Origin of the sequence: Thermococcus camini (genome assembly GCF_904067545.1) — an archaeon.
Lineage (GTDB): Archaea > Methanobacteriota_B > Thermococci > Thermococcales > Thermococcaceae > Thermococcus > Thermococcus camini.
The window spans coordinates 1,200,288-1,223,559 of sequence record NZ_LR881183.1 but is presented as its reverse complement, the minus strand read 5'-3'; the positions used below and the strand labels follow the sequence as shown (position 1 = coordinate 1,223,559).

Below are 23,272 nucleotides of genomic sequence, written 5' to 3'. Positions count from 1 at the left end.
TCTGTCAATATTTAATGGGCAAAATTAATATATCATCCCCAACTGATTGATTTTGCTGGCAATCAGTCAGCCCAGCAAAGGGGGTGGAACAGTGGGAAAGGGACTTCTGAGGAGGTATCTGGACTATCCGGTTCTCTGGAAGATACTCTGGGGCCTGATTCTGGGCGCGGTGTTCGGCCTGGTAGCGGCCCACTTCGGCTGGCAGGACGCCGTTGAGACGTACGTAAAGCCATTCGGCGACCTCTTCGTCAGGCTCCTGAAGATGCTCGTTATGCCAATAGTCCTCGCATCCCTTGTGGTGGGTGCGTCGAGCATCAGCCCCGCCAGGCTGGGTCGTGTGGGCGTCAAGATCGTCGTTTACTACCTGTTTACCTCGGCGTTTGCGGTCTTCTTCGGCCTGCTCATGGGCAACCTCTTCCATGTGGGAAGGGGAGTTGACCTCGGAACCGGCGCAGGTAAGGCCATCGAGGCCCAGCCGCCGTCCCTGGTTGACACCCTCCTGAACATAGTGCCGACGAACCCATTTGAGTCGCTCTCCAGCGGTGCGGTTCTTCAGACGATATTCTTTGCGATAGTTCTCGGGATAGCCCTCACGTACCTCATCAACAGGGAGGACGAGAGGCTTAGGGCCGCCGGAACGACGCTTCTCAGGGCCTTTGACGGTCTCGCCGAGGCGATGTACCTCATAGTCGGGGGTGTCATGCAGTACGCACCGATAGGCGTCTTTGCGCTCATAGCCTACGTCATGGCAACCCAGGGCACGAAGGTCATCGGACCGCTGACAACGGTCGTTCTGGCCGTTTACGTTGGCTTGGTCCTTCAGATACTGCTGGTTTATGCCGTCCTGCTCAAGATCTTTGGTATCGACCCGGTGAAGTTCCTTAAAAGGGCAAAGGACGCCATGCTGACGGCCTTCGTCACGAGGAGTTCCAGCGGAACGCTGCCGGTTACGATGCGCGTTGCGGAGGAGGGAATGGGCATCGACAGGGGGATATTCTCCTTCACGCTGCCCCTCGGCGCGACGATAAACATGGACGGAACCGCGCTCTACCAGGGGGTTACGGTCCTGTTCGTCGCGTACGCCATCGGCCAGCCACTCTCCCCGAGCCAGCAGCTCGTGGTCGTTCTTACGGCTGTGCTCGCCTCGATAGGAACGGCCGGAGTTCCGGGTGCAGGAGCGATAATGCTCGCCATGGTTCTCCAGAGCGTCGGTCTCGACCTCACTGCCGGAAGCCCGGTTGCCCTGGCCTACGCCATGATACTCGGAATCGACGCCATCCTCGATATGGGCAGGACGATGGTGAACGTCACCGGTGACCTTGCGGGAACGACGATCGTGGCCAAGACAGAGGGGGAACTGGACGAGTCGAAGTGGAAGGGCTGATCTCTGGTTTTCTCTTCCACTTCCTTGCCTTTTTCCAGGTTTTTATTTTCCCGGTTCTGGAGATAAAGTTAAATACTCCGATGCGGCGCTAGTTACCGGCAGAGATGAAATGGAGGTAGTGCCTAATGAAAAGAGTCTTTGCAGTTATTTTTGCGGCGATTCTTCTGACGTCTCTCGTTGGCCCGAACTTCGGGCTTGCCGGGGATACGGCCCCCATGGTCTACAAGCAGGACTTCACGTTCAAGATAATCGTTCTGCCCAACGGCAGCGCCAACATCACCATGACGAGCGTCTGGCTTGGACCGAAGGAGGAGATCGAGAAGCAGATAGAGAAGATTCTCAACGAGACTCAGAACGGCAGCATGACGATGGACGAGGCCATAGAAAAGTTCGAGCAGGAGCAGCTCGCCAGGTACATCCAGGGACTCACCCAGGCAGGGGTAAAGCTGGTGAACGAGAGCATGAAGTCCTACGGCATAGAGGAGGGCAACAACATAACCCTCGTCTTCAACGCGATAGCCCTCGACTACGCCAGGTACTACTCGTATGATCACTACTGGGAGCTCCGGATCGACCCGACCAGGGGATACGGCTCCATGATGGTCCCCGATACGGGGTTCCCCTTTGGAATCGAGGCCAACAACACGTTCATAGTTGTCCTTCCACCCAACGCGACGCTCCTGAGCTACCCCAAACCCTTCGTCAAGCAGTACAATCAGAGCCGCTTTGCGGTCGAGTCGAGTGCCGGTGGAAACACCGTCATCGTTCGCTCCCGCATATACCTCGAGCCCTGGCTGACTCCGGACGGGTTTAAGTCCCTCTTCGGGGACTACGGGGACTACTACATCCGCTATAAGACCCCCTACGAGGGAGTCGAGCACTACGAGAAGAGCGTAACCAACGAGTACGTTACCATTGACGTGTACTCCAACGGTACCGTCAGGCTGCACATGAAGGACGAATACGTGGAGCCCCTCAGGGATGTAATCGCCAGAAAGGCCGAGATAGTGTCGTATGGGGTTCCGAACGTTACAGAGTACATACTCAGGACGTACTCCCTTGCGCTCGGTTACCAGGGCGCCATAGTGGACGGGGGAAAGGTCACCATCCTCGGACTCAACGAGACAACCGCGCCCCTCGTCATCGACGCGGAGTACACCCTTCGGAACTTCACCAAGTACGAGAACGGATCATACGTCTACACCTTTGACCCGACGATGGGAATGGCCCAGAGCCTCCAGGACAGGAGCGAGTACGAGGTGAACAACACCCTGCACCTCACCCTCAACCTGACAGACGGCGGGGAGTTCATCGAGGTGCCGGACAACATCAGCACCGAGGTCAAGGGCAACCGCTTTACCATGACCGTTGTCCGCAGGGGGAACGCCCTGGAGATAGTCTCCAACGTTTACATCCGCTACGGCGCCCAGCCTGAGGACGTGAAGGAGCTTTTGGCCAACCGCACCAGCGCAACGGTCAGGTACACCCTGCCGGCTGAGGGATCCAACGGGGGAATGAGCGACACGGGGAAGATGGCCGCGGTCATCGTTGCTGCGCTTCTTGTGGTCCTGGCGGTGGCCTTCTGGAAGAGGCGCTGAGCTTCTTTCTTCCTTTCTTCCACGTTTCGATACCCATTTAAGGGAGCGCTCCAATTTTGGTTGGTGGTCAGGATGACGCGCAAGCTCTACTACGAGGATGCCTACCTGAAAGAGGCAAGGGCAAAGGTTTTGGAGGTCAGGGACAACGCCCTTCTCCTGGACCAGACTATATTCTACCCGACCGGCGGAGGCCAGCCCCACGACAAAGGCTGGATAAACGGCGTCGAGGTTCTCGACGTTTACAAGGACGAGGAAGGAAACGTCTGGCATGTGGTGGCTGAGCCAGAAATGTTCAAGCCCGGCGATGAGGTCGAGCTCAAACTCGACTGGGACTACAGATACAGGCTCATGAGGATACACACGGCAATGCACCTCATGGAGCACGTCCTCAACGTCGTCCTGCCCGGCGAGTGGAAGCTCTACGGCAGCGGTATGAGCGTCGAGAAGGGCCGCTACGACATACTCTACCCGGAGAACGTCAATCAATACAAGGAGAAAATCATCGAGACCTTTAACCGGCTCGTTGACGAGGGCGGCGAGATGAAGATATGGTGGGAAGGGGAGACCAGGTACACTCAGATAAGGGACTTCGAGGTCATACCCTGCGGCGGGACTCACGTGAGGGACATAAAGGAGATAGGCCACCTGAAGAAGTTCAAGCGCTCCAGTCTGGGAAAAGGAAAGCAGAGGCTGGAGATTTGGCTTGAGGATTAGCGCCTCTCTAACATCTTTACAATCGCAGCAATCCCGCCGATAATTATGAGAACCCCTATAAGGAGGCCGGGAGGTTTATTCTCTTCTTTCCATGGGACGGGTTCTCGGGCGTAGATTTCCATCCCGTAGAGTTTTTCGCTTGGAAGTCCTAGGAAGAGTTTGGGATGTAACCCTTTTGCGCCAAGCTCGAGGGTTAAAAGGTTCTTGTCCCACTGTGTCACGTACAACGTGCCCCCCGAGAATATAACTTCAAAATGTGACGGCCCGGGTATCAGCGGCCCGCTGCAGGCCTCTCCGCCGTTCACCTTGGTGCAAACGAATCCATCCTTGACGTAGATCTTTCCTTCCTTTCCTTCGTCGGTCTTGTACTCGAGGAGCGTGAAGTTCTCGCCTTCCCAGAGTGCCTCTCCGTTCATCCTCAGGTAGCTCACTGGCCCGCAACTCGGTGGGTGGTAGCCCTCTCCGTAGCTGGGTATACTCGGAATGTCCTTCTGGGGGAGGATGGCGAGTGTGTAAACCTCATCGATGTATTCTGCCGCCTCTCCCTCGAGCTTTACTGTAAGGTTTCTTGTCGTGAGAAGCCCGGCCAGAGGGTACCACCAGAGGCCACCGTAGGGGGGAGCGGTTCAACTGCCATACTTCCATTCTCTGTTGTCATAATCGCCCTCAGCGGGAGTTCGGTAACCTCAGTTCCGTTGACGTACACCCTGTTGGAGCCAAAATAGATGGCCTCGATCTCTAGAGGACTTTGGATTTCGTAGGCGGCCCCTTCCCGCTTAAGGGGCATTCTCACTATCCTGTATCTCCAGCTGGGGAGGTAGTATTCCTCACCGCAGACGTCGGGGTAGTAAATCGGCTGGATTGAGACGTTGAGGGGACAGCGCGCCTCGACGATCACGGTGACGTTCTTCCATCCGAGCACGAGTATCTCGGGCGACAGATTCTCCAGGGAGATTTCCTCTTTCCCACTTGTGAGAAATGAGACAGTTCTGCTCTCCTCCGGCCCAATGAGTGTTAGAAAAATCCACTGCTGGCATGGAGAGCTAACGTTGATATTGAGGTCGTTTATGAGGTAATATGATCTCTCATGAACTTTTATCGTGGTGTTCCACGCCGAGACGGCTGGAAGAAGGAGAAGGATTATCAGGATTGGGACAGCCGCTCTCATGGTTACATCTATAGAGTTCCAAATAAAAACTTTTCGCGTTAGTAACCAGCTGCCCAAACTCTGGACACCATAGCAAACACTCCCCGCTCCCGCAGTCGTCCCGCAGAACGCAGGGCGGTAGGGTTTTCCGGAGGTACGCGCATCAAAGTTCTTCCATTAATCCAGTTTCCTTACTGTAATCCAGCTCAACTCCAAAGACTCCGAAGTGCTCCCTGAGGTCATCGTTGTCGTGGAGGTTCTCCTTCAGCGTCCATATCGGGACGTTCAGGGTGTGCTCGATAACGTAGACCGTCGCATCGAGCCTCTTCTCATGGCCCATCTCCTCCCACCTGCTCGCGTAGTCTATGGCCTTTTCGAGGAAGGGCCTTGGAACTGCTGGGAGGCTCATGAATGTGTCTCTCGTGGAGAGCAGTTTCTCTCCCCTGGACCACTTCGTTATCCTGCCCAGCCCGTCCCTGCTCTTCCAGAGGAACCTCTTCTTCAGCTCCCTCTCGTACTTACCCCAGATTGCAGTGTAAAAGCGGTCGTTCAGCCTTAAAAGCTCAAGCTCGTTTTCCACTCCTTCAAGCTCTCCCAGAAGATTAAGGGTCTCTTCGAAGGCGTCCCTGTCGTAGGGAAGGTGTTTTTTGTTCCCCTCCGGCTCGAAGATGTAGGCAATTCCCCTCTTCAATCCCCTCCTGTTCACCCTGCCAAAGCGCTGGATCAGCGCATCTACCGGTGCAACCTCTGTGTACATGACGTCGTAGTCTATGTCGAGGGAAACCTCCACCACCTGTGTCGCCACGAGGATTCCGCTCTTGATTTTCTCGACGAGTTCCATCTTTTCTCTCTTATCCCTGTTTATGAAGCGGGAGTGGAAGAGGTAAACATCGTCCCTCTTAGCTTTTATCTCCTCGTAAACTCTCCTCGCCCTGCCGACGGTGTTGGCAACTACCAGAACCTTTCCCCTCTCTCTGGCGATTTCATCAACGGCATCGAAAAGGCTTCCTTGCCCAATTCCAATCTTAACCCTCTTCCGGGAACGGTACCTGGAGGCCACTCCCTTGTCCGGCAGAAGTTCCTTCAAACCGCGCCTTCCAAGTTCTTCGGCCAGAGGTGCCGGGAGTGTGGCAGACATGACGGTAACCTTAGTGCCGAGGTACTTCAGGGCGTACTCAATCCCGTCGAGGATTAAGGAGAGCGTAAATGGAGTGTAAGCGTGAATCTCGTCTATTATCCAGTGCGCCCCTCTCAACGCAAACTCCCTAACCGGAAAGCGGGGATAGCCCAAAAAGGCGAGAAGAACCTGGTCCACGGTTGATACAAAGATGGGCTTCATCGCGTATCTGTGGATTAACTTTTCATCGAGCTTCCCACTATAGTAAAGGCTCAGGAAAAGCATCCCATGGGAGAATGAAACTATATCCGGGCCGAAAATCGATTCGAAGCGCTTCCTCATGGCCTCGGTGGTGGTTATCGTTGGGAGGGAGTAAATTACCTTGGAGGCGTCATCCGAGGTAACGAGCAGGCTTGTCTCCGTCTTTCCGTCTCCAGTTGGAAGGCGGAAGTAGCCGCTCCCCTTTCCAGTGACCGCGAGCTGGTAGTCCCTGGGGGAAAAGCCCTTTGAGGACAGGTAGTTGAGAACCGCCCCCCTGACCACAGCCCCACTGTTGAGATGGTAAAAGTCGGCTCCCAACCCGGCGCTCTCAAGCCAGTCAGAAACCCTGAGGAGGCCGTTGAAGAGTGTGTAGAGCGCTCTGAACCGCACCTTTCCTTCCGGCCCTGCGAAGCCGTGTTCCCTCGCGAGCCTGCCCGTGGCCAGTCGGTTACGGACGTGTTTAGCTGTTTCGGCTGGATTGGACACCGCGATGCCGTTTATTATAAGGCTCTCCCCCCTGTTTATTTCCTCGCTGTACAGCATGGGATGGAGGTCGGAGTGGTGAGTGAGTATTGAAGTCAGGGCCAGCGTTCTGTAAGGCTCCGGACAGTCGATGAGGCGCGAAGCGAGTTCAAGGCCGAGATAGGCGTGTGGGGGAGCCTTCTTTCTATTCCCTTCGAGCCTTTCCTGGAACCGGTCATCGACCTTGCCTATGTCGTGGAGGAAAACGTGTCCGAGCAGGCATTCGTCCAGCCCCGCATCGTGGGGGATTCTTTTGAGCAGCTCCCTCGCTATATTCATGGCGCTGAGGGAATGCTCGTAGATGCTCTTATCTGGCTTGGCCTTTCTCTCCTTTATCAGCCTTTCAATATCACCAGGCTCCATACTTCACACCCAGCAGAAGTCCCTGTAGGCACAGCGCCGGCAGTAGGGCTTTTTCTCAGCTGGAGGTGGGTTTTCAAGGGATATAACCCTTTCTATCTCCTTCAGGACGTTCTCAAGTGTTTCCATGTCCTCCTCCGTAAGTTCGACCTCCTCCCGCGTCCCTTCTCGGGGGTAGGAGATGATTCCCTCGGCCTCGACGCCGGCCTTCCGGAGGAGGTAGAGATAGTACTTCAGCTGCCATTTCGCTGGTTCCTCCAGTTTTGAACTCTTTTTAACCTCTATCACCCTGACCCTGTCATCGAGGAAAACAACGTCGAGCTTTGCGCCCTCCAGCAGAACTTCCTTCCAGCCGCGTTCAAAGCTCTCCCTGTGAATGAGCCGGCCGATTAGTATGTCTTCGTTTTCAGAGTCAAACTGAAGACCCCTGGAAAAGAACCACAGTTCCCTCGGGCAGGCAAAGTAGTACTGCACCATTACGCCGGTTATCCTCAAATTATCTCCCCCGCAGGGTTCTTGTCGGCCCCGATGATGTGGAGGTTGAAGTTTTCCCGCGGAAGCTCGTAGATCAGGACCGAATCGCCGCCGTCAATTAGTCCCTCCAGCGTCCGTTTTATTTCGTAGAGCTGGGCTCTGGTGACTTCTCCTTCAAAAACGCTGTTCTGCCTCCAGTGGAGATGTGTTCTGAGGAAGCGGTGGACCTTCGTGACTCGCTTTACGTCCACATCGTAAACAACTATTACGTACATCACCACCACGCCCGCAGGGACCTGTAAGTGGAGTCGCCGAGGAAGTGCTTGACGAGGGAGTAGCCCTCCAGCCGGATTAGATAGCGAATTGAGACGTTCCTCCTGAACCTCGGGTGGAGAACCTTCCGGGCAAACTCGGAGTTAAGCTCGGACAGGAACAACCTCAAGCCATCGTCGTTGAGCATCACTCCAACGTCCTTTCTGAAGTGCTCCTCCCTGATTTGCCTCCTGTTCACCAGGCGAAGGATTACGCGGAAGACGGTTACTGGCTTGAAGATATCGGCTAAATCAAGGGATAGGGAATAGCGCCTCTCAAGTGGCTCGTGAAGGAAGCTTATAGCCGGGTGAAGATAGGTCTTCCGGATTTCCGAGAGGGCAATGGTGTAGAGGACTGAGTTTCCGAGGCTTATAAGCGCGTTCACCTCGTCCCGGGGCGGATTCCTGTTCCGCTCATTGAATTCAAAGTGCCTGAGCAGGGAAGCAAATAGCCCATAGAACTCCTTCCAGAGCTGGCTTTCAAGGCCCATCAGCTCGGCCGGACTATTGCCTTCAATCTCAACCTCTGAAATCACCTTGTAGTTAGCCTTGTGGGCCTTGAGGAGGGCAACCATCGAGGCCTTTATTCCTTCCACGAACTGTTTCGCCACATATAACCTCTTCTCCGGGTCGAGGTAGTGCTCGGCCTGCTTTATTACCACCGTTCCACTCACCTGCCCTTCTACAGGCATATAGGAGCCGCGGTAGTAGCCGTGCTTGTTGTAGAAATGAACCGGGACGTTCTTTTCTGAGAGTATTTTTATGGCCCCGCTTGTCAGCGTCACCGGCTTGAAGCAGTGGATTTCACTGGTGGAGTTTACTGGTATTGCCCTTTTCAGGTTCTCGTTCTCGAAGAACAGCGTGTTACCCCTCCTCTCAAGGATCCCCATCTGGGTGATGTAATAGGGCTTCTTCAAGGGAAAACCTCCCGGAGCGTTGCTTTACCACTTATTTGAGACACGATGCCGTTCTACGGAAACTAGTTCTGATTAGCCGTCTCAACCGTGAGCGTTGCAGGTTTCCACACGATACCGTTCTACGGAAACAAGCTGATAACTTTAGACATCCTTGATCTCCTGGCAATGTTTCCACACGATACCGTTCTACGGAAACGCGATGGGCTGGTAGAGATTGTTGGGTATGTCATGAAGTTTCCACACGATACCGTTCTACGGAAACCTCTTCATAGCATTCCTAATATTCTCAGCCGGCTTAGCATGTTTCCACACGATACCGTTCTACGGAAACAAAGCATCCTCAAAATAACACTCCAAAGCATTCACGTTTCCACACGATACCGTTCTACGGAAACGCCCACTTTCTCGTTCTTCCGCCAACCGAAAGCTTTAGTTTCCACACGATACCGTTCTACGGAAACGATTGCGCTCCTCGTGTACCGTGCCGCCGAAGACGAGGGTTTCCACACGATACCGTTCTACGGAAACGATTGCGCTCCTCGTGTACCGTGCCGCCGAAGACGAGGGTTTCCACACGATACCGTTCTACGGAAACGCAGGTAACCTACACTGTCGAGCCGCTCCCGTTCTCGGTTGTTTCCACACGATACCGTTCTACGGAAACTTGCTTACACCATTCCAGGTCAACAGAATGCTCACAAGGTTTCCACACGATACCGTTCTACGGAAACTGAGTATGAGCCAGAACCAGAAGTATTGTATATAGAGGTTTCCACACGATACCGTTCTACGGAAACGGTGATCCTCAATGGAAGGTGAACTTAAGCATATAAAGTTTCCACACGATACCGTTCTACGGAAACTTCCCCTTTCCTAACGCTCGCCCAGCCCCAAGTACCTCCTGTTTCCACACGATACCGTTCTACGGAAACTCCTCAATGGAGATGACTTGAGGAAGAAGTATGATGAGAGTTTCCACACGATACCGTTCTACGGAAACGGTCTTCTCGATGAGCTGGTAGCTCTTGACAAACGGGTGTTTCCACACGATACCGTTCTACGGAAACAAACTCCCTCTCGTCATACAGCAGGACAACTCTAACTGGTTTCCACACGATACCGTTCTACGGAAACATAGCCTCAACTGAAAGAGGTTTTGCATCCCATCACCAGTTTCCACACGATACCGTTCTACGGAAACTCTGGACTTATTCCTCCTGTTCTTCAAATAATAACCTCTCAGAGCATGTATTTAAAGCTTTTTCCCGAAACCCGTGTCACTGCAGTCCGTTTATAAAGATGACCAGAGATATCCTATGCTTCCCGCGGGTCTTTTCGGAGGTATTGTCCCTTGTCATGGGCCGGTAGCCCTATTGGAGGAATCGAAACGTCTCTCCTGGGGTTTGCTAATCTTACCACCGAAAAAACGGGCTATTGACTGTTCTTAGGTGTCCGCTACCACTCAAACAGCCTTCCAAATGCTGCGTTTCAGGTTTTAGCCGGGGTTAAAGCCTCTTTTCCAGATGTGCACATCTGGAGAAAAATTACCACTGGTAGAGTAATCGGGGCGAGAACCGGGTCATGAGCACGTTAAATCCAGAATACAGCTTGAAAATCCATGTAGCCATGGATTCCAGCCAGACCAAAGGTGTGCTGGTTATCTGAGTCCCCCACCCATTTTCACTCCATTCAGGTGCTACACTTATTGGAATCGGACACAAATGATAAAACGGCCACACGGCTTAACATAGGATACTGCTAAATCAATGCACTGGGAGATGGCCAAGATGAAATGGAAAGCGAAAAACGGTATCCCTCTCTCGGTCTGCACCTTCAACATCCACGGAAAGGAAGAAAACGACGGGACGAGGCTGAGGGCGATAGCGAAGAGGCTCTCGGAGCTGAAGCCGGACCTATGCGCCCTCCAGGAGGTCGTGGTTGATGGCGACAAAAACACCGCCGAGAGACTCGCGGAGATGCTGGAGGCTCTGACGGGTGAGGACTACCGCGTGCACTTCGTTGAGTCCCACCTCTTCTACGGGAGGTATCCCGAGGGCGTGGCCGTCGTATCGAGATACTCTCTCAGGGAAGTGGGCGTCATAGGCCTCAACGACCTGGGCGAGCTCTCGCCTCTTCTCCCGCGCCATGCGGCCGTTTCTGGGGTTGAGGTTGAGGGAAGAAGGATACTCTTCGTTTCCGTTCACCTCGACCACCACAAAAACCCGCTGGTGAGGAAGCTCCAGGTGGAGAGGCTCCTTGAAGAGCTTGAGAGCCACTACAGTGGATACACCGCCGTAATCCTGGCGGGGGACTTCAACGACACCGAGGACTCTCCCGCCCTGAGACTCCTGAAGGAAAACGGCTTCATAGATGCATACCGCGCCTGCAACGATGACCCGGGCTACACTTTTCCCGCTCCGTCTCCGAGCATGAGAATAGACTACATCCTGGTGAAGGGAGGTCTTGAAGTGCTCTCCGCGGGAAGGATAATGGAAGAAGGCCTGAGCGACCATTTTGGCGTTTACGCTCTCCTTCGAATCAGGGGGTAGCCCTTTGGTCACTTCTCAAACACGTAGAAGTACCTGTCGAGGCTCTTGTGAACCCGCTGGTAGTACCTCCCTACGAGCCTGAACCCGACCTTTTCTGCCTCCTTTTTCCCGTCAAAGCTCGCCGGAAAGGCTATCGCCAGCCTGCCGCCCTTATCAAGAACACCATAGATGCTCTCCAGCACCTTCCTGTACAGCTCGTCCCTCTTTCTTCCCGCGAGCGTTGCTGAGGTTCCGTAGGGCGGGTCCGTCGCTACCGCCTTGAACTTTTTATCAAACAGCTCCTCTAGTTTAGTTGCATCGCCGAGCTTCAGCTCGTAGTTCCTTATTCCGTAGTGCAGCAGGTTCATTTCAGTTCCCTCAACCATCTCCGGCCTTATATCCACCCCGTAGACCTTCAGGCCGAGAAGGCCTGCCTCAATCAGAATGCCACCGGCGCCCATCATGGGGTCGAGGAGTTCTTTCCTTGCCCCGGTCAGGTTCACAAGAGCCCTTGAAACCCTCGGGTGGAGGGAAATCGGCCTGAAAAACGGCCTGTGGTGGGCCTTTCTGCCCTCGAAGTCCTTGGGGTCGAAGAACCTAAGCCGTATCCCGGCGTAGAGTCTCTCGCCGCAGTAGACCCTGACCAGGGTGTCCGGCCTTGAGAGGTTCACGCGGAAGCCCTGGGCGTGTATAACCGCGCCGAGCTTCCTCGGGAGGTCTAAAACATTATGCCTGCAGTTGGCCATCGTCTCGGTGTCTACCTTGAAGGTTCCTTTAATCGGCCACTCGACTTCTTTCGCCTTCTCCAGGAGTTCCTCCACTGATTCGGCTTCAACAATAAGCTCGCCGTACTCGTGAGCTAATCCAAGCCGGTCAAGGAACGGGAAGACCCGCTCGTCGGCGTTCACCTTGAGGAAGAGGTAGTCCTGGCCGGCTATCTCTCCTCCGGCGGGTTCCAGCATCGCCTTTACCTCGTCCCTTGCCATTCCAGGCAGGTTTCCGAGTATCTCAACGTAGAGCATGGTTGGAGCTTTCCGCGGAGGTTTTTAAGCTTGTTCCCTCCCCTGTGTGTTAGGTTTGTAAACCGATGTCCTGCGAAACGTTAATATGTCACTGTGCAAAGGTTATATTGGTGAACCCCAGATGGAGATAACGGACAAAGAGGTTTTTGAAATTGCCATAAACGCGGAGATAAGGGCCAGGGAAGCCTATGAAAAGCTTGCCGCCCTCTCGGCCAGTGACATAATACGCGACGAGCTCCTCTTCCTCGCAAAGGAGGAGGACAAGCACAGGGAGATAATCGAGAAGATGGCCGAGAAGTTTGAAGGGGCCAGGACGGAGCCCAAGAAGATAGATATCGACGTCATGGGTGAGTTCAGGGTCATAGCCGAGAAGCTGGCTGAGCTAGTTCAGAAGCCGGATTTCACCGTCGATGAGGTCTACGAGGTTTCCATGCAGGCCGAGCTGGTCAGCGAGAAGCTCTACCGCGAGCTGGCCGGCTACGCCGCCACCGAGAACACGCGCCTCGTCCTCGAGATACTTGCGGACATGGAGCGCAACCACTACAACATCCTGAAGAAGCAGTACGACTACATAATGCGCTACCCGGACATATACAGGGAAGAGTTCTACGACCAGCTGATGAAGGATATAAACTTCAACTTCTGACGGCTTTTTACTTTTCTTCGTGCTTTTGATTATTCATGCGTTTATATGTTTGTCCTTGTTTTTCAAGGTTGATCGTGGAAAACTTCAGGACACCGAAAGCTTAATAAGCCACACCGATGTAACATTAAGTGCAAAACCCCGTTGGGGGGGGCGATGGAGAATAGAATCCGATTGGACCCCTCTCGCGTCCGAGGAGGCGATTCTATGAGGCGTCTGGCAGTGTTGGTGATAGTCCTCTTCTTGATGGCACCGCTGACCTCGGCAACACCCTACTGGTTCAAGGAAGGGATTTACGCGAAGTACGTCGCCAGGGGCTGGCTGTCAATCGACCTGAACACCTCCACTGGGAACGTGACCTATTACTGTCCCAGGGTGGAGTTCACGTGGCGCGTCCTCAACGTTTCGGACGATAAGGCCCGGCTATCGCTCCTGCTCCTCGGGTTCAACTGCACCCGGGAGGCCTACTCCACCCTCAGCCTGGAAGAAGCGAGGGCCCTTCTCCGGAAGTACCAGGAGCGCTTCAACTTCACTGGCGGAGATTGCCTGGAGGTGCCGATCACTGGCGGCAACGTCACCGTGTGCGAGGAGAGCTACTATGAACGGACGGCGCAGCGCTCCTTTGGCCTGACGATTATGGAAGGTGAGGGCAGGCTGTTGAACAAGTCCTACGTACCGGAGAACTTCGGCAGGGCTGGGGTCGTTGAAATCGACCTGATCACGGGAAAACTCTACGTGAACGGCACCCCCGCTGGCGGGAACTTCCTCTGGGCCGAGAACCCTGCCAACGTGACAGGGCTTGAGATACTGCCCGGGCTGAAAATCGAGACGGTCAAGATGATAAACTCGACCGCGATGACCTACTACGGCGACTTCAACGCCCCGGTTTACATGGCCCACACGAACATGGTGAGCCTCGACAATCGGACTATGGGAAAGGACGTTATCCTCTACGACGGCTCAAGTGGTCTGGCTATAGCCTTCTTCACGCCCTTCAGCCCGCTGTGGAAGGCCCTCGGCGTGAGAAGTGCCATGATTCAGGACACCGAGTTTGCCGAGGAGCACGAGGAGGAGATCAAGGAAAGCAACAAGATGCCGCCCTTCGGCCTCGTCCTGGCCGAGACCAACATAGACTTCACTAAGCCAGCAGAGCTCCCCGACGAGGGGCCGTCCAGAACCGCCATCGTAGCCGTCGTTGGTATAGCTATCGTTCTTGGCGTGCTCGTCCTCTGGAGGTGGAGGCGGTGAAGGAAGTCCTCCGCTGGGAGCTCCGCTCCCCCCTAAACTTGGTCCTGGCCTCGGCCGGAGCGGTTCTCGTTGGGACGGTGATGAAGAGGCACTACATGACATGGAGCGCCGGCTCCTACGGCGGGCCGCATGGAGTCGAGGAGCTCGGCCCCATTTTCAGAGAAGCGTTCACCGGCGACGTTTACCTGCTCCTCGCGATACTCGTGCCCTTCATAATAACCCTGTCGGTAAGGCTCGAAAGAGACGAGGGCGTTGCCCTCTCGGTCTATGCTCTCCCGGTTTCGAGGGTTAAAATACTCCTCGCCAAGTTTCTCGCATCTTTCCTCGCGCTCTTCCTGTTCGTCTTCTCAGTACATCTCCTAGTCTTTGTCCTGCACTTCTCGGCAACTCCAAGCGCGGTGCTCAGCGTCCTGAAAACTCACTCGGCTCAGATGGCGTTCTTTTACCTCTCCGCCCTGCTCTTCATGACCTCGGTCGCGGCCTTGATAGCGATAGCATCACCGAACACCTACGTCTCCATCTTCGGGGGCTTTATAGTTCTCTACCTCCCAGAGTTTTTGGGGACGAACTGGTACGGACCGGTGCCGTGGGGGAATTTCCTGACAAGCTCTTATTCCGCCACCATCTCGATTAGAATGGACCCACTGTTCTCGTGGGCCTTCGTGAAGATAACACTCCTCCCGGCGCTGGTGTTCCTCCTCCTCTACCTGCTCATCGGCAACTGGAGGGACGTGAGATGAGGCTCTTCAAGGCTCTCCTCCTCACCCTGATGCTCGTCTCGCTGGTGAGCCTTGTCCTTCAGTCGAACCTCAAGCCGAGCGACGTCCACTACAAAACGGCCGCCGTTTCCGATAGGCAAGCCACAGCTGTCTACGTCTCGTCGATGGCGTCGGTGAAGCTCTACGCCGTTGGAACCGGGGAGTTCAAGGTGAAGGACCTTCAGACGGGGGAGATGATATTCACCGGAGAAGTGGCGGGCAACGGGGCCTTCGCGCTGGTCTTTCCCCACCCGGGCTTCTACGACTTCAGCGGGAACTCCAGTCAGGGCATCACGATAACGATAACCCCGATTGACGTGGGCTTCCCCGGGAAGCAGAAGTCGGCACACCTGTGGGCTTTGGCCTTATTCGGAGGGCTTTTGGCGCTGACGCTCCTCGGAGGTGGAAGGAGATGAGCGCGGTAATCGAGGCAAGGGATCTTCACAAGTATTTTGGGCCGATAAAAGCCCTGCAGGGAGTCACCGTCGAGGTACCCGAGGGCCTGACGCTGATCCTCGGGCCCAACGGTGGTGGAAAGAGCACCTTCATGAAGGTCGCACTGGGTCTCTACAAGCCGACTAAGGGAACCGTGAAGCTCCTCGGAAAGGATCCCTGGAGACATTCAGAGGTAAGGCGGAGCATCGGCGTGGCCTTCGACCCCGGGAGGTTCCCGAAGCTGACTACCGGAAGGGAGTGGCTTGAGTTCATTGCACGGACGCGGGGAGCGAACCCGGACGATGTTGAAAAGGCCGCCGGGCTCTTCGGTATCGAGGACGCCCTCGACAGGCGCATAGAGGGCTACTCTTCGGGAATGCTGAAGAGGCTGAGCCTTGCCCAGGCCTTCGTGGGAGAGCCAGCGGTTGTGTTCCTCGACGAGCCCCTGGCCAACGTGGACTTCGAGAGCGTCGCCGAAATCGTGCAGGTCATAGGAAAATGGAAGGGAAAGGGCAGGAGCTTCGTCATTATAAGCCACATATGGGAGCCCTTTGAAGGGCTGGCCGACTACGGGGTGGTCATCAGCGGTGGAAAGGTCTATCTTAAGGGGGAGTTCAGGGATATAGCCGATGACGTGGCCGGAATGTTCCGACCGCCGGAGATTAAGAACGGCAACCCCGGCTGAGGTCATCCCCCGAACTCCCCGTTCACCGCTATCCATGCTACATAGATTAAAAACGCCAGCACGAAGTACCCCATGAGTGCCGCGAGCCTTCCATGGCTCTTTTCCACCTTTTTTGCCAGTACCTCCGTTCCCGCGTAGGTGTGGAGGAGCAGGAGCGAGACGAAGCCCAGTTTAACCAGCCGGCTGAGATGGATCGCCTGAGAGCGGGAGAAGGTCAAAATTCCCAACGAGGCGTTTCTTGCTGCCTCGCTCGTCAGCCCGTAGCCGCTTATGACAAGGAGTCCTGCTAAGAGGAGCAGCGGCAGGGAAGTCCACTCGACGATCGCTATGGCCGTTTTTGCCTTCATGCCCTCACCTGCCAGGGGACGAGCCATCGGTGATATAAGCGTCGTCAGGATAGCCGGCGCTTTCCCACGTGCCCTTGAAGTCGTAGCTTACGAGCTCGATTTTCGTCAGGTGCTTTATCCACTTGTAGCCCCACCTGTCCGGAGCGACTATTCTCGGGGTTATCGGCTCGCCGTTGAACTCATATGCTATGATTATGTCTTCGTCCTCCCTTACAGTGTCTAGGTAGAAGTCCGTCGTAAAACCGTCGCTGGCGTAGAGGGCCACCTTGTATGCCCTGCTCTTGGGCTTTGCCGCTTCAATAACTGTCCTCAAAGGGACGCCCTTCCACGTCCCGTTCTTTCTGACCTTCCCGGGTTCGCCGACGCAGTAGAGCGGTGCCTCTACCTCCTTTGAGGGGAGCTTTGAGAGCTCATCGTAGGTGATGTTGTAGGACCTTTCAACGAGCCCCGTGACCTGAATAACCCCTTCAATCGGAGAGTCGTAATCCCCGGTTTTCGATTCCTTTCTTCCGTTTCCGGCCAAAAGATACGTCCCGCCAAGGAGGAGTATGATTACAAAAAATGCGAAAACGTCCTTTCTCATGACATCACGACCTTTGCCCAAAATAGGGCCTTAACTGCCCTACTCATCGGGGTATAAAAGGATTCTTGGGCAGTTCTGGGTACTGGTTGGCTTATGCCTTCTTCAGCACAACGAACTCCTTATAATCCATCACCTTGGTGAAGCCCTTTTTTATATAATATGAATAAGCCTCAAGCCCCGGGAATGTTATCACGTGGGGAACCTTTCCGAGCTCCCTGAGGCGCTGGATGGCAAATTCTAGCAACTGAGAACCGTATCCCCTGCCTTTGTACGACGGATCAACCATGAAGAACTCGATGAGTCCCGTCTTCTCGTCCTTGATTTCGTCCGGCACCCACCAGACGTCCTTGCCCCGGAGGTTGTAGACGAGAGCCACCGTTCCGGCTATTTTCCATTCATCGTCCCTCAGAACGTAGAGCTCGTCGAACTCCTTCCCAAGGCGGAACTCAAGGAACGGTTCGTAAACTTCTCTGAATCCCTCGAAGTCATCAAGGGCCGGCTTGTCCTCCACCCACTCCAGGGCAGGGTAAGCCCCGCCGGTCTCCTGGTAGACCCTGAAGACGAAGCGAACCAGTTCGTCCTTAAGGCTAAGCGGCTCATCCACCCTCTCAATCCTCATAACTGTCCACCAAAGGTTATTAGGGTCGGAAACATAAAACGTTTTGGTGATGGCATGAACGAACTCCAGGCTTTGGCCCTGGCCCTCGAAGTCGAAAAGGCCGAGTTGAAGTTTTACATAAGGCTGGCAAAAAAGGCCAGCGACGAACGGGCTAGAAGGATGTTTCTCTTTCTGGCAAACGAGGAGGCAGGTCACTGGCAGCTGTTCGAGGAAAAGTTCGTCGAGAAACTCATAGAGAAGTGCGAGCTCCCCGCGGTTGACAAGGCCGCCCTTGAGAGCCTCTTGGTGGAGGCCGATGAAGAGAAGCTGAGCGAGGTGGACGCCGTAAAGATAGGAATGAAGCAGGAAAGGAAGACCTGGGAGTTCTATGAGAAGGCCGCGAGGGAAGCGGAAAGCGAGTCAGTGAGGAGGGTCTTTGAAGAGCTGGCAAAGGTTGAGAAGGCCCACTACGAACTCCTGAAAGCCCAGTACGATTCGGTCATGAAGACCGGCATCTGGATGGACTACCAGGACTTCAGCCTTGAGGTGGACTAATCGAGGATAACGTTGACGAGCTTGACCCTTCTACCTGTTTTCTCCCTTATCCTTTCAATTATCTCGTGGTCGTTGAGGTCAATGACTTTGCCCCCGCTTATCAGGTTTATATGGGGTTCAGTGTTAAGCTCAACCCTCGTCTCCCCATCTAATGAGAAGAGTTCCACGAGTTTGAGCTCCTTTAACGTTATCAGGTTGGAGTAAAGCGTCGAAAAGCTCATCGTTGGAAAATCATCCCTTATTTCAGCCAGCACTTCAGTCAGGGAAGGGTGGGACGGCCCAAGCTCCTCAAGGACTTCGATAAGCTTGAGGCGCTGGGGCGTGAGTTTGTAACCACTCTCCTTGAGTCTTTGTAGGGCCTTTTCTCTCCACATAGTTCAGCCTTTGTAAGCCGACTTATAAGCCTTTCTAATCAAAACTAACTTCTAAATAGAAAAGTTTATTAACAAGAAATACCTAGGGTTTCTGGTGAAACCTATGTCTGAACACAACCGGAGACTTGTTGAGAAGGCCGGAATAGACGTGGAAAAACTTCTGGATATGCTGCTAAGGGCTGCAGCAGCGGAGTTTACGACCTATTACTACTACACGATTCTGAGAAACCATGCGGCAGGCATGGAGGGCGAGACAATAAAGGAGATAATCGAAGATGCACGCCTTGAGGACAGGAACCACTTTGAGGCCCTCGTTCCGAGGATTTACGAGCTTGGCGGTGAGCTCCCGAGGGACATCGTTGACTTCTCCAAGATGGCCTGGTGCCGCGACGCTTACCTCCCAGAGGAGCCGACCGTTGAGAACATCCTTAAGGTCCTCCTTGAGGCAGAGCGCTGTGCAGTCGGCGTTTACACTGAGATATGCAAGTACACCTTTGGAAAAGACCCGAGGACGTACGACTTAGCTTTAGCAATACTCCACGAGGAGATAGAGCACGAGGCATGGTTTGAGGAGCTCCTCACCGGCAAGCCGAGCGGCCACTTCAGGAGAACAAAACCCGGAGAGAGCCCCTTCGTCTCGAAGTTCCTGAGGTGAAAGGGTTATTAACCTCCAGACGTATTATCCTGTGGTGATACCATGCTCGCTGAAAAGCCCTACCTCCTGGGGAGGGAGAAGCCCCTCTCAAAGAGGGAAATAGCCCAGGCCTTACGCTGGGCCATCGAGGCCGAACTCGACGCTATAAGCTTCTACGAACAGCTGGCCGAGCTTATTGAGGATGAAAGGATAAAGCACATCTTCTACGACGTCGCCAACGAGGAGAAGGAGCACTTCGGAGAGTTCCTGGCGGCGCTCTTCGAAGTTGACAAGGAGTTAGCGAAGTACATGAAGGATGGCTTCGAGGAGGTTGAGGAAGAGACCGGCATAAAGGTCGAACTGTGACCTCTTCATTCCTCTTTTCTCTCGCTTCCTTTCGATTCTCGTGCACTAAGCAGTAGGTTGATGCACCCTTTTGCCCAATGAAAAACGTTATTAAGGTTCGATGTTCATATAGTTCTGGTGATGTGCATGGGTGAACCCCTTGTTAAGCGGGCGTATGAAACCGAGAAAAAGGCCGCCGCGAGCTATACCGATGGTCTCGGCCTCATAAGGGGGCAGGGTCTGAGGTACACCAAGGTCGAGGAAGTCGTCGGCAGGATAGCCGTCGACACGATAATCCACAAGCACCTCATGGAGGCCATACTGGAAGCCCAGAAGGAGCTGGAGAAGCTCGCAGGTGAGGGGCCGATATCCGAGGTCAAGGATGTCGAGCTCGCGCCGGAGCAGAGGGCCCTGGTCAAGCGCTTTGCCGAGATGCATCTGGAGATTGAGAAGGACATGATAGAGACCTACCAGAAGATGGCCGAGAAGATGACGCACCCGCTCTTCAAGGGCCTCGCGGAGGCATTGGTTGAGAACGAGAAGGAGCACCACAGGATTCTGGCCGAGCTGATAGCGAAGTACGGGGAATGAACGGGAGTTTGCTGAGGGGGTTATTCAAGGGTTCTCAGAAGGATGTTCCACTCCCCCTCATCCCAGACGTCTTTTTCGGTGACGATGATAAGGGTACCCCCGTGGATGAGAACGCTGTCCCTCAGAGTTGCAAGCATTTTAACGACACTCCTGAAGTCGTTGTAAAGTTTGAGAAATTCTACTGCTTCTATTATAACGATCCCTCTGTTCCCCACTTTTTCCATCTCCCTGAGATACATGTTTGTGGTCTCCGTGATCCTGTACATCGAGGTCGGGGGTATCACGTTGGCTCCCTGGACTGTGCTTATCCGATAGCTTAGCCATCCGTTCATTGGCTCTGAATTGCGGAGGAATGCCAGTACTGGAAATCCATCCAGCCGGGGTGCGAGCTCCCTGAAGTCTCTCTCCGACATTATACCGGCGCCTTGGGCGATGGCATCCACCCCGTGACCGGGAACAAGGTTCTCAAATCCCAGAAAATGCCTGCTGTATATAACCCTGTAGTACGCGTATGCTGCCATAGTGGCTATTACAAGGGAGTTGTACATAACCACATCGGGTGTGAGTAGACCGTTCTCGTAGGCGATGGGGTGTAACATGCTGGCGACGCCGGAGACACCGAGCACCACCCCGAACAAAGTTGCGTTTCTTCTGTAGTATGTGGACATGAGCTCGGTGAATATGACCCCTGCTATAAGTAGCAGAACCCCGCTGGTGATGTAAGTTCCAGTGCAGGAGCCGTTGAAGGATGCCTCAATTACACCATACACCGCTGGGAGCGTGGGGAGGGTAAGGTGCATTGCACGGGGTGATCTTCTACCCCCCTCCTCCTCGATCAGGGTGAGTATGCCTGTGAGAGTAAACGCGGCTGCCATCCCAGTAAAAATACACTCCACTCCGGGGTATAAACTCGTGCTCGGAGGGGATACTAGAATACTGCTTATCCATCCTAATGACAGAAAGAGCGCCGACTTCCTTTTGCTCTTTAGGTACGCATTCAAAAACACGACACCGGCCGCTGTCTTTAGTGCCACAGTTAGCCATTGAGGACTTATTATCATTCCATGATCCCCCATCATGGAATATATTCCACAGTGGGATCCATCGTTTATAACTTTAATGGCTCAAAAGAATAACAAAAATAGATGGATGATGTTCTGTGTCTCACGGGCCAACGTGCATCATCTGGCTGTACATCTCCCAGTCGAGGAGGAGCTCGTACTCCGCCCTTAGTGTGTAGTAGTGCCCCCTCTCCATGTCGCTGAGGTAGCGCATGAGCCTCTTCCTTTCTTCACTCTCCACGATTTTCTCGATCCCTTCATAGAATTGTGCGGCTATCTCCTCCGCCTTCATTGCCCACTTCATGAGGTCTATAATGTCCTGGACTCCGTGAAGTTCGCGGGCGACGGGTTTCAGTTCCGGTCCTATGTGCTCCTTGGGGAACACAACCTCCTTTCCGGGGAACATTGCCCCGTACATCTTCCTGAGCAGGGCCTCGTGCTTGCCCTCTTCACCTGCGAGCCACTCTATTTTCTCCTTCAGAGCCTCGACCTCTATCCTCTCTGCGAGGCTCTCGTAGAATTTCCTGGCTCCAATCTCGGCCTTTATGGCCATTCCGAGGAGCTCCTCAAGGGAGAAGTCCCCGATCCTTTCGAGGGGAAGCCCCTCATCGAGTTCCGGTGGAACCATAAATCATCCCTCCGCTAGCAACAGTCCAATTTCATTGTATACTCTTATCTTATTAAACCCTTCCTGCTTTAGGACTTCAACTATGTCACTTAAGATCTTGTTCTGAAGGTTTATGGCCAGCATCTGACAGAAGTGACATTCAGGTGTTGATCGGGCCATCAGAAGAAACAGCTCGACACTCCGACCTTTGACCGTAATACCATAGAGAAGTCCCTCATCTACGATGTCCAGTCCAGTCTCCGGGTCTTTCACTTTCCGCAGGATTCGAACCACGTTCTTGACATCGGGGGGCAGGTCTTCCCTTGGCCCGGATAGCGTCTGTTTCCGTGTAAAAACGTCAAAGAGGCTCAAATCTCAGACCCTCTCGGTACTTATGTCCTCAATGGTGTAGCCTTTCCTGTTCTCAAAAACTCCCACGGGGTTGTTCTTAAGGTCGTAGACGTAGACGTTCTGGAACCTTACCAGGGCAAAGCGCTCAATTATGTCCCCGATTATCTTTGAGTATGCTATCGCACTCGCGCCGGTTATGTTGTACTCGGCGTGGCTCTCAAAGTTGAGCCAGACCTTCAGCGTGTCCTCACCAACTTCTAGGCCTGCAACGACACCAGAGTCCAGGATGTCCCCTCCTGTGACTGGGTCGGTTATGTTCGCCAGCTCCTCAAGCACCGCCCTATAGTGTTCCGGCCAGTCCCTACCCGGCATGTAAACCTTCATTTTTCTCACCTACTGGGTGTTGGGAGTGTCCGGTTATAAGCCTTCCTGGGCAGTTCTGGGGAAGCGCGCCCTGAGAACACCGTGAAGTGTTAGCAGTACTGCGACCCAGAGTGCGGTTGACAGGAGGTACAGGCCCACGGCAACTGGGCTCCCTGGGTTGGCGGCGTTCAACGGCACAAAGAGGGTGAACATCCACGCTGAAAGCCTTGCGAGTCTGCCGTACTGGAGGGGGGTATGGACGTAAAAGGCCGCCGCGTCCATGAGGATTACAACTGCCATCGCCGAGAACGATTCGATTATGTAGAGAACCCTGTCCCCGCTGAGAACCAGCGATCCCACTATTACCGCTACCTGAAGGAGCATCTCGGGCTTTGCCCTCACGAGACCGCTCTCGGAGAGGGCGTAAACTATCAGCGCCGGACCAAGAATTGCAGGGAGTGCCATGACCTCCGTTCCCATTCCCACTATAAGTTCTATGAATCCGAGGGCCGTTAAGATGCCCCCAAGAAACATAAACTTTGAGATGCTCCCCGTCCCAAGCCGGAACTTTTCTATGTTCCTCGAAAGATTCCACGTCAGAAAAATCCCGGTGAGGACCAGAATCCCTCCTGTGCCCATGATGGCATGATATGGATGCATCTTCTATCATCTCGCACGCGATACGTCTTAGAATACCTCCACGGCAGTGTAGATAAACCTTCCGGACGTTACTCGGGTA

Annotated in this window: 29 protein-coding genes and 1 CRISPR repeat array; of the genes, 13 read left to right on the top strand and 16 right to left on the bottom strand. The window is 54.1% G+C overall.

The annotated features are described in order from the left end of the window. Positions 1 to 91: 91 nt before the first annotated feature. From TIRI35C_RS06655 to TIRI35C_RS06645, 3 genes are all read left to right on the top strand, one after another. Complete coding sequence (locus tag TIRI35C_RS06655) at positions 92 to 1,384, top strand: dicarboxylate/amino acid:cation symporter (RefSeq protein ID WP_188202234.1); 1,293 nt, start codon at positions 92 to 94, stop codon at positions 1,382 to 1,384. Between the two features lie 125 nt (positions 1,385 to 1,509). Continuing rightward, positions 1,510 to 2,982 carry an exodeoxyribonuclease VII small subunit gene (locus TIRI35C_RS06650; RefSeq protein WP_188202233.1) on the top strand — a complete coding sequence of 491 codons (1,473 nt, stop codon included), beginning with the start codon at positions 1,510 to 1,512 and terminating at the stop codon, positions 2,980 to 2,982. A 72-nt stretch (positions 2,983 to 3,054) separates the two neighbouring features. After that, a complete protein-coding gene (locus TIRI35C_RS06645; RefSeq protein ID WP_188203095.1) occupies positions 3,055 to 3,696 on the top strand; it encodes an alanyl-tRNA editing protein in 642 nt (213 codons plus the stop codon). On the opposite strand, the gene TIRI35C_RS06640 is transcribed toward TIRI35C_RS06645, so the two are convergent. From TIRI35C_RS06640 to cas1b, 6 genes are all read right to left on the bottom strand, one after another. After that, a complete protein-coding gene (locus tag TIRI35C_RS06640) occupies positions 3,693 to 4,127 on the bottom strand; it encodes a hypothetical protein (protein WP_188202232.1) in 435 nt (144 codons plus the stop codon). The two genes, TIRI35C_RS06645 and TIRI35C_RS06640, sit on opposite strands and share 4 nt — an antisense overlap. Before the next feature lie 122 nt (positions 4,128 to 4,249). Beyond that, the gene (locus tag TIRI35C_RS06635; protein ID WP_188202231.1) at positions 4,250 to 4,864 is read right to left on the bottom strand and encodes a hypothetical protein; all 615 of its coding nucleotides are present in this window, start codon (positions 4,862 to 4,864) and stop codon (positions 4,250 to 4,252) included. Between the two features lie 142 nt (positions 4,865 to 5,006). Beyond that, a complete protein-coding gene (gene cas3, locus TIRI35C_RS06630; RefSeq protein WP_188202230.1) occupies positions 5,007 to 7,106 on the bottom strand; it encodes a CRISPR-associated helicase Cas3' in 2,100 nt (699 codons plus the stop codon). Positions 7,107 to 7,109: 3 nt separating this feature from the next. Then, positions 7,110 to 7,598, bottom strand: a complete 489-nt coding sequence (gene cas4 / locus TIRI35C_RS06625) for a CRISPR-associated protein Cas4 (RefSeq protein ID WP_188202229.1) — start codon at positions 7,596 to 7,598, stop codon at positions 7,110 to 7,112. Next, positions 7,595 to 7,852, bottom strand: coding sequence for a CRISPR-associated endonuclease Cas2 (gene cas2 / locus TIRI35C_RS06620; RefSeq protein WP_188202228.1), 258 nt, complete (start codon positions 7,850 to 7,852; stop codon positions 7,595 to 7,597). The genes cas4 and cas2 overlap by 4 nt, the downstream gene beginning before the upstream one ends. After that, complete coding sequence (gene cas1b / locus TIRI35C_RS06615; RefSeq protein WP_188202227.1) at positions 7,852 to 8,805, bottom strand: type I-B CRISPR-associated endonuclease Cas1b; 954 nt, start codon at positions 8,803 to 8,805, stop codon at positions 7,852 to 7,854. Before cas1b ends, cas2 begins: the two co-directional genes overlap by 1 nt. A gap of 34 nt (positions 8,806 to 8,839) precedes the next feature. Further along, a CRISPR array of direct repeats spans positions 8,840 to 10,006; the repeat unit is 29 nt; unit sequence GTTTCCACACGATACCGTTCTACGGAAAC. Between the two features lie 577 nt (positions 10,007 to 10,583). Between cas1b and TIRI35C_RS06610 the strand changes: the two genes are divergently transcribed. Then, on the top strand, positions 10,584 to 11,354 hold the full coding sequence (locus TIRI35C_RS06610; protein WP_188202226.1) for an endonuclease/exonuclease/phosphatase family protein: 771 nt from the start codon (positions 10,584 to 10,586) through the stop codon (positions 11,352 to 11,354). 8 nt (positions 11,355 to 11,362) lie between these two features. Here TIRI35C_RS06610 and TIRI35C_RS06605 read toward each other — a convergent pair whose 3' ends face one another. Further along, positions 11,363 to 12,355 carry a TIGR01177 family methyltransferase gene (locus TIRI35C_RS06605; protein WP_188202225.1) on the bottom strand — a complete coding sequence of 331 codons (993 nt, stop codon included), beginning with the start codon at positions 12,353 to 12,355 and terminating at the stop codon, positions 11,363 to 11,365. A gap of 121 nt (positions 12,356 to 12,476) precedes the next feature. Here TIRI35C_RS06605 and TIRI35C_RS06600 point away from each other — a divergent pair, with 121 nt between their 5' ends. The 5 genes from TIRI35C_RS06600 (at position 12,477) to TIRI35C_RS06580 (ending at position 16,124) form a co-directional block, all read left to right on the top strand. Next, entirely contained in the window at positions 12,477 to 13,001 is a 525-nt protein-coding gene (locus TIRI35C_RS06600) for a ferritin-like domain-containing protein (RefSeq protein WP_188202224.1), read from the top strand. Positions 13,002 to 13,205: 204 nt separating this feature from the next. Then, complete coding sequence (locus tag TIRI35C_RS06595; protein ID WP_188202223.1) at positions 13,206 to 14,246, top strand: hypothetical protein; 1,041 nt, start codon at positions 13,206 to 13,208, stop codon at positions 14,244 to 14,246. Continuing rightward, positions 14,243 to 14,986: an ABC transporter permease gene (locus TIRI35C_RS06590; protein ID WP_188202222.1), complete on the top strand. Its 744-nt coding sequence runs from the start codon at positions 14,243 to 14,245 to the stop codon at positions 14,984 to 14,986. The genes TIRI35C_RS06595 and TIRI35C_RS06590 overlap by 4 nt, the downstream gene beginning before the upstream one ends. Beyond that, positions 14,983 to 15,420 carry a hypothetical protein gene (locus TIRI35C_RS06585; protein ID WP_188202221.1) on the top strand — a complete coding sequence of 146 codons (438 nt, stop codon included), beginning with the start codon at positions 14,983 to 14,985 and terminating at the stop codon, positions 15,418 to 15,420. Before TIRI35C_RS06590 ends, TIRI35C_RS06585 begins: the two co-directional genes overlap by 4 nt. Further along, positions 15,417 to 16,124 (top strand): ABC transporter ATP-binding protein, encoded by a 708-nt coding sequence (locus TIRI35C_RS06580; RefSeq protein WP_188202220.1) that lies wholly within the window; start codon positions 15,417 to 15,419, stop codon positions 16,122 to 16,124. The genes TIRI35C_RS06585 and TIRI35C_RS06580 overlap by 4 nt, the downstream gene beginning before the upstream one ends. A gap of 2 nt (positions 16,125 to 16,126) precedes the next feature. On the opposite strand, the gene TIRI35C_RS06575 is transcribed toward TIRI35C_RS06580, so the two are convergent. The 3 genes from TIRI35C_RS06575 to TIRI35C_RS06565 all read right to left on the bottom strand — a co-directional run bounded on the left by TIRI35C_RS06575 (position 16,127) and on the right by TIRI35C_RS06565 (position 17,673). After that, on the bottom strand, positions 16,127 to 16,471 hold the full coding sequence (locus tag TIRI35C_RS06575; protein ID WP_188202219.1) for a hypothetical protein: 345 nt from the start codon (positions 16,469 to 16,471) through the stop codon (positions 16,127 to 16,129). Between the two features lie 4 nt (positions 16,472 to 16,475). After that, positions 16,476 to 17,054, bottom strand: a complete 579-nt coding sequence (locus TIRI35C_RS06570; protein ID WP_188202218.1) for a molybdopterin-dependent oxidoreductase — start codon at positions 17,052 to 17,054, stop codon at positions 16,476 to 16,478. Between the two features lie 91 nt (positions 17,055 to 17,145). Further along, on the bottom strand, positions 17,146 to 17,673 hold the full coding sequence (locus TIRI35C_RS06565) for a GNAT family N-acetyltransferase (protein ID WP_188202217.1): 528 nt from the start codon (positions 17,671 to 17,673) through the stop codon (positions 17,146 to 17,148). Between the two features lie 54 nt (positions 17,674 to 17,727). On the opposite strand from TIRI35C_RS06565, the gene TIRI35C_RS06560 reads away from it, so the two are divergent. Beyond that, entirely contained in the window at positions 17,728 to 18,207 is a 480-nt protein-coding gene (locus TIRI35C_RS06560) for a ferritin family protein (protein WP_188202216.1), read from the top strand. On the opposite strand, the gene TIRI35C_RS06555 is transcribed toward TIRI35C_RS06560, so the two are convergent. Beyond that, positions 18,204 to 18,581 carry a Fur family transcriptional regulator gene (locus tag TIRI35C_RS06555; protein ID WP_188202215.1) on the bottom strand — a complete coding sequence of 126 codons (378 nt, stop codon included), beginning with the start codon at positions 18,579 to 18,581 and terminating at the stop codon, positions 18,204 to 18,206. The two genes, TIRI35C_RS06560 and TIRI35C_RS06555, sit on opposite strands and share 4 nt — an antisense overlap. A gap of 103 nt (positions 18,582 to 18,684) precedes the next feature. Between TIRI35C_RS06555 and dps the strand changes: the two genes are divergently transcribed. The 3 genes from dps to TIRI35C_RS06540 all read left to right on the top strand — a co-directional run bounded on the left by dps (position 18,685) and on the right by TIRI35C_RS06540 (position 20,151). Then, on the top strand, positions 18,685 to 19,236 hold the full coding sequence (gene dps, locus TIRI35C_RS06550; protein WP_167892732.1) for a DNA protection during starvation protein: 552 nt from the start codon (positions 18,685 to 18,687) through the stop codon (positions 19,234 to 19,236). A gap of 42 nt (positions 19,237 to 19,278) precedes the next feature. Next, complete coding sequence (locus tag TIRI35C_RS06545) at positions 19,279 to 19,581, top strand: ferritin family protein (RefSeq protein ID WP_188202214.1); 303 nt, start codon at positions 19,279 to 19,281, stop codon at positions 19,579 to 19,581. Between the two features lie 120 nt (positions 19,582 to 19,701). Then, positions 19,702 to 20,151 (top strand): ferritin family protein, encoded by a 450-nt coding sequence (locus TIRI35C_RS06540; RefSeq protein ID WP_246454790.1) that lies wholly within the window; start codon positions 19,702 to 19,704, stop codon positions 20,149 to 20,151. Positions 20,152 to 20,171: 20 nt separating this feature from the next. Here the strand turns inward: TIRI35C_RS06540 and TIRI35C_RS06535 are convergent, their stop codons facing one another. The 5 genes from TIRI35C_RS06535 to TIRI35C_RS06515 form a co-directional block, all read right to left on the bottom strand. Then, complete coding sequence (locus tag TIRI35C_RS06535; RefSeq protein WP_188202213.1) at positions 20,172 to 21,230, bottom strand: DUF835 domain-containing protein; 1,059 nt, start codon at positions 21,228 to 21,230, stop codon at positions 20,172 to 20,174. An 85-nt stretch (positions 21,231 to 21,315) separates the two neighbouring features. Then, positions 21,316 to 21,840 carry a ferritin family protein gene (locus TIRI35C_RS06530; protein ID WP_188202212.1) on the bottom strand — a complete coding sequence of 175 codons (525 nt, stop codon included), beginning with the start codon at positions 21,838 to 21,840 and terminating at the stop codon, positions 21,316 to 21,318. A gap of 3 nt (positions 21,841 to 21,843) precedes the next feature. Continuing rightward, positions 21,844 to 22,191 (bottom strand): iron-sulfur cluster assembly protein, encoded by a 348-nt coding sequence (locus TIRI35C_RS06525; protein WP_188202211.1) that lies wholly within the window; start codon positions 22,189 to 22,191, stop codon positions 21,844 to 21,846. Positions 22,192 to 22,194: 3 nt separating this feature from the next. Further along, on the bottom strand, positions 22,195 to 22,554 hold the full coding sequence (locus TIRI35C_RS06520) for an iron-sulfur cluster assembly protein (protein ID WP_188203093.1): 360 nt from the start codon (positions 22,552 to 22,554) through the stop codon (positions 22,195 to 22,197). Between the two features lie 33 nt (positions 22,555 to 22,587). Beyond that, positions 22,588 to 23,193 carry a hypothetical protein gene (locus TIRI35C_RS06515; protein ID WP_188202210.1) on the bottom strand — a complete coding sequence of 202 codons (606 nt, stop codon included), beginning with the start codon at positions 23,191 to 23,193 and terminating at the stop codon, positions 22,588 to 22,590. Positions 23,194 to 23,272: the final 79 nt, after the last annotated feature.

What these genes read in the sequence shown, in the direction of transcription:
- TIRI35C_RS06650 (WP_188202233.1), top strand. Translation starts at nt 1,510, where the DNA reads ATGAAAAGAGTCTTTGCAGTTATTTTTGCGGCGATTCTTCTGACGTCT.
- TIRI35C_RS06645 (WP_188203095.1), top strand. Translation starts at nt 3,055, where the DNA reads ATGACGCGCAAGCTCTACTACGAGGATGCCTACCTGAAAGAGGCAAGG.
- TIRI35C_RS06635 (WP_188202231.1), bottom strand. Translation starts at nt 4,864, where the DNA reads ATGAGAGCGGCTGTCCCAATCCTGATAATCCTTCTCCTTCTTCCAGCC.
- cas3 (WP_188202230.1), bottom strand. Translation starts at nt 7,106, where the DNA reads ATGGAGCCTGGTGATATTGAAAGGCTGATAAAGGAGAGAAAGGCCAAG.
- cas2 (WP_188202228.1), bottom strand. Translation starts at nt 7,852, where the DNA reads ATGTACGTAATAGTTGTTTACGATGTGGACGTAAAGCGAGTCACGAAG.
- TIRI35C_RS06610 (WP_188202226.1), top strand. Translation starts at nt 10,584, where the DNA reads ATGGCCAAGATGAAATGGAAAGCGAAAAACGGTATCCCTCTCTCGGTC.
- TIRI35C_RS06605 (WP_188202225.1), bottom strand. Translation starts at nt 12,355, where the DNA reads ATGCTCTACGTTGAGATACTCGGAAACCTGCCTGGAATGGCAAGGGAC.
- TIRI35C_RS06600 (WP_188202224.1), top strand. Translation starts at nt 12,477, where the DNA reads ATGGAGATAACGGACAAAGAGGTTTTTGAAATTGCCATAAACGCGGAG.
- TIRI35C_RS06595 (WP_188202223.1), top strand. Translation starts at nt 13,206, where the DNA reads ATGAGGCGTCTGGCAGTGTTGGTGATAGTCCTCTTCTTGATGGCACCG.
- TIRI35C_RS06585 (WP_188202221.1), top strand. Translation starts at nt 14,983, where the DNA reads ATGAGGCTCTTCAAGGCTCTCCTCCTCACCCTGATGCTCGTCTCGCTG.
- TIRI35C_RS06580 (WP_188202220.1), top strand. Translation starts at nt 15,417, where the DNA reads ATGAGCGCGGTAATCGAGGCAAGGGATCTTCACAAGTATTTTGGGCCG.
- TIRI35C_RS06575 (WP_188202219.1), bottom strand. Translation starts at nt 16,471, where the DNA reads ATGAAGGCAAAAACGGCCATAGCGATCGTCGAGTGGACTTCCCTGCCG.
- TIRI35C_RS06570 (WP_188202218.1), bottom strand. Translation starts at nt 17,054, where the DNA reads ATGAGAAAGGACGTTTTCGCATTTTTTGTAATCATACTCCTCCTTGGC.
- TIRI35C_RS06565 (WP_188202217.1), bottom strand. Translation starts at nt 17,673, where the DNA reads ATGAGGATTGAGAGGGTGGATGAGCCGCTTAGCCTTAAGGACGAACTG.
- TIRI35C_RS06560 (WP_188202216.1), top strand. Translation starts at nt 17,728, where the DNA reads ATGAACGAACTCCAGGCTTTGGCCCTGGCCCTCGAAGTCGAAAAGGCC.
- TIRI35C_RS06555 (WP_188202215.1), bottom strand. Translation starts at nt 18,581, where the DNA reads ATGTGGAGAGAAAAGGCCCTACAAAGACTCAAGGAGAGTGGTTACAAA.
- dps (WP_167892732.1), top strand. Translation starts at nt 18,685, where the DNA reads ATGTCTGAACACAACCGGAGACTTGTTGAGAAGGCCGGAATAGACGTG.
- TIRI35C_RS06545 (WP_188202214.1), top strand. Translation starts at nt 19,279, where the DNA reads ATGCTCGCTGAAAAGCCCTACCTCCTGGGGAGGGAGAAGCCCCTCTCA.
- TIRI35C_RS06540 (WP_246454790.1), top strand. Translation starts at nt 19,702, where the DNA reads ATGTGCATGGGTGAACCCCTTGTTAAGCGGGCGTATGAAACCGAGAAA.
- TIRI35C_RS06535 (WP_188202213.1), bottom strand. Translation starts at nt 21,230, where the DNA reads ATGATGGGGGATCATGGAATGATAATAAGTCCTCAATGGCTAACTGTG.
- TIRI35C_RS06530 (WP_188202212.1), bottom strand. Translation starts at nt 21,840, where the DNA reads ATGGTTCCACCGGAACTCGATGAGGGGCTTCCCCTCGAAAGGATCGGG.
- TIRI35C_RS06520 (WP_188203093.1), bottom strand. Translation starts at nt 22,554, where the DNA reads ATGAAGGTTTACATGCCGGGTAGGGACTGGCCGGAACACTATAGGGCG.
- TIRI35C_RS06515 (WP_188202210.1), bottom strand. Translation starts at nt 23,193, where the DNA reads ATGCATCCATATCATGCCATCATGGGCACAGGAGGGATTCTGGTCCTC.